This window comes from Amycolatopsis sp. NPDC051045, assembly GCF_040682955.1.
In the GTDB taxonomy this organism is placed as follows: domain Bacteria; phylum Actinomycetota; class Actinomycetes; order Mycobacteriales; family Pseudonocardiaceae; genus Amycolatopsis.
This window is the reverse complement of sequence record NZ_JBFBCC010000063.1, coordinates 1-3,041: the sequence shown is the minus strand read 5'-3', so window position 1 is coordinate 3,041 and position 3,041 is coordinate 1. Positions and strand designations below refer to the sequence as shown.

The following is a 3,041-nucleotide window of genomic DNA, read 5'->3' as shown; positions in this document are numbered from 1 at the left end:
GGGCTGCGGTGGCTGGTGGTGACGGGTGAGGCGTTGCCGCCGGATTTGTGTGCGCGGTGGTTCGCGCGGTTCCCGGAGGTGCCGTTGGTGAACGCTTACGGCCCGACGGAGTGTTCGGACGATGTGACGCACGCGGTGCTCCGGTCCGGTGTCGAGGTGGTGCCGATCGGCCGTGCGGTGCGCAATTCTCGGTTGTACGTGCTGGGCGATGAGCTGCGTCCGGTGCCGGCGGGGGCGGTGGGTGAGCTGTTCGTCGGCGGTTTGGTGGTGGGCCGGGGTTATGTGGGTGATCCGGCGCGGACGGCGTCGGTGTTCGTCGCCGATCCCTTCGGTGCCGCGGGGACGCGGATGTACCGCACGGGTGACCGCGTCCGGATGCGCACCGACGGTCAGCTGGAGTTCGTGGAGCGTCGTGACTTCCAGGTCAAGATCCGCGGCCACCGCATCGAACTCGGCGAAATCGAAAGTATCCTGCGTGCGGTGCCCGGTGTGCTGGACGCCGTCGTGCGGGTGCTCACCGACGCCGACGGCGGCAAGCGGCTCGCGGGTTACCTCGTCGGCGTCGAAGGCGGGACCACGCTCGACGCCGGTGCCGTGCGCAGCACCGCCCAGCAGCTGCTGCCGGACTACATGGTGCCGTCGGCCCTGGTCGTGCTCGACGAGCTCCCGCTCACCGAACACGGCAAGGTCGACCGCGAAGCGCTGCCCGCACCGGACTTCCGCGCGGAGGTCGTCGGGCGCCGCCCCCGCAACACCGTCGAGACGGTCGTTTGCGACATCCTCGCCGAGGTGCTGTCGGTGCCGCGCGTGTACATCGACGACAACTTCTTCGCCCTCGGCGGCGACAGCATCAGTGCCATCCAGGTGGCGGGCCGGGCGCGCACGGCGGGCATCGAGCTCACCCCGCGCGACATCCTCGAGCGGCGGACCCCGGCCGCCATCGCCGAGCAGGTCGTCTGCCGCGAGCCGGGCGCCGAGGTCGAGGCGATCGCCGTGCCGGCCGGGCCGCTGGTCGAGCTGACCGGCGACGAGCTGCGGGAGCTGGCGCCGGAGAACGGGCGCATCGAGGACGCCCTGCCGCTCTCCGCGCTGCAGCAGGGCCTGCTGTTCCACTCGGAGTTCGACCCGGACGGCGTGGACGTCTACACCGTGCAGGCCACCGCGGACCTCGCCGGTCCGCTCGACGTCGACGCGATGCGCGTCGCGTGCGCCGCGCTCCTGCGCCGGTACGCGACCCTGCGCGCCTACTTCCGGCACCGCCGAGGCGGCGAAGCCGTGCAGCTGATCGCCGCCGAGGTCGGCCTGCCCTGGACCGAGCACGACCTGTCCACGCTCCCCGAGCCCGAACGTGAGGACCGGCTGCGCCGGCTGGCCGACGAGGACCGGGAGCGCCGGTTCGACCTCGCGCACCCGCCGCTGGTCCGGTTCACCCTGATCAAGCTCGCCGCCGGGCGCTACCGGTTCCTCTGGACCGCCCACCACATCGCCACCGACGGCTGGTCGGTGCCGATCCTCATCCGCGAACTGGCCACGCTGTACACCGACGGTCCCGCGGCGGCGCTGCCGGAAGTGGCCCCGTTCCGGAACTACCTCGCCTGGCTCGGCCGCCAGGACGACCAGGAAGCCCGGCAGGCGTGGCGCGAGGTCCTCGACGGGCTCGCCGAGCCCACGAAGGTGGCGCCGGAGCTCGCCGGGCCCCTGAAGGCGGTGCCGGAATCGGCCGAGCTGGTGCTGACCCGGGAGGAGACCGCCGAACTGGTGGCGTGGGCCCGCGGGCACGAGCTCACCTTGAACACCGTCGTGCAGGCCTGCTGGGCCGTCATGGTCGGCAGGCTCACCGGTAAGCGGGACGTCGTGTTCGGGTCGGTCACCTCGGGGCGCCCGGCGGAGCTGCCGGGCGTGGAGACGATGGTCGGCATGTTCATCAACACGGTGCCGGTCCGGGCCGCCCTCGACCCGGCCCGCACCCTCGACGAGCTGCTGGTCTCCCTGCGCGACCAGCAGGCCAGGATGTCGGCCTACCAGCACGTCGGGCTCGCCGAAGTGCAGAACGACGTGCCCGGTCTGGCCGGCACGGGTGAGCTGTTCGACACCGCCATCGTCTTCGAGAACGTGCCCGCGGACGACCAGGGGACCGAGGTCCGCCTGGGCGGCGACGTGCGCGTGCTCGACGCCGCCACGGAGGACTCGCGCCACTACCCGCTCAGCCTGGTCGTGCACCCGGGCAGCGAACTGGCCTTCCGCTTCGACTACGCACCCGAGGCGTTCGACGCCGGCCGCATCGGCCTGATCACCGGCATGTTCCGGCACCTGCTCGACACCACCCTCGCCGATTCGTCGGTGGCCCTGGGTCGGGTGGACGTGGTTCCGGCCGGTGACCTGGAGCGTGGTGCCGGTGCGACCGGGGTGGTGGGTGCCGATGTGGTGGCGCGGGTGTGCGAGTTCGCGCTGTCCGCCCCGGAAACCGCGGCGGTGTCCGACGGTGGCGCGTGGGTTTCCTACGGGTCGCTGGCCGGCCGGGCGAGTGCGTTGTCCCGCCGCGTGGGTGGTGGCGTGGTGGGAATCCTGGCCGATCCCGGCGTGGGGTTCGTGTCGGCCGTGCTGGGCGTGTTGTGGTCCGGGGCGGCCTACCTGCCCTTGGACCCGGCGCTGCCGGTGGCCCGGTTGGCCGGGTTGCTCGCGGATTCGGGCGCCTCGTCCATTGTGGTGGGTGCGGGCTTCGAGGACCTGGCGGCCGCGGCCGGTGGTGGCCTCGAAGTCGTGCTCCTGGATGACGCCGAAGACCAGGAGTGGGCACCGGTTTCCCGCGGTGACGCCGGTCTCGACTTGGGTTACGTGATTTTCACGTCGGGTTCGACGGGTCGTCCGAAGGGGGCGATGGTGCACCGCCGCGGGATGGTCAACCACCTGCTGGCGAAGGTCGAGGACCTGGGCCTGCAGGCCTCTGATGTGGTGGTGCAGAACGCTCCGGTGACGTTCGACGTTTCGGTGTGGCAGATGCTGGCGCCGTTGCTGGCCGGCGGCCGGGTCCGGGTGGTTTC

General features: G+C 72.0%; 1 protein-coding gene. It reads left to right on the top strand.

What is annotated here, in order from left to right; genetic code table 11:
* Window positions 1–15 precede the first annotated feature (15 nt).
* Window positions 16–3,041 (top strand): condensation domain-containing protein (locus tag AB0M80_RS44115; protein ID WP_364576524.1); only part of this gene is annotated, 3,026 nt, incomplete at its 3' end.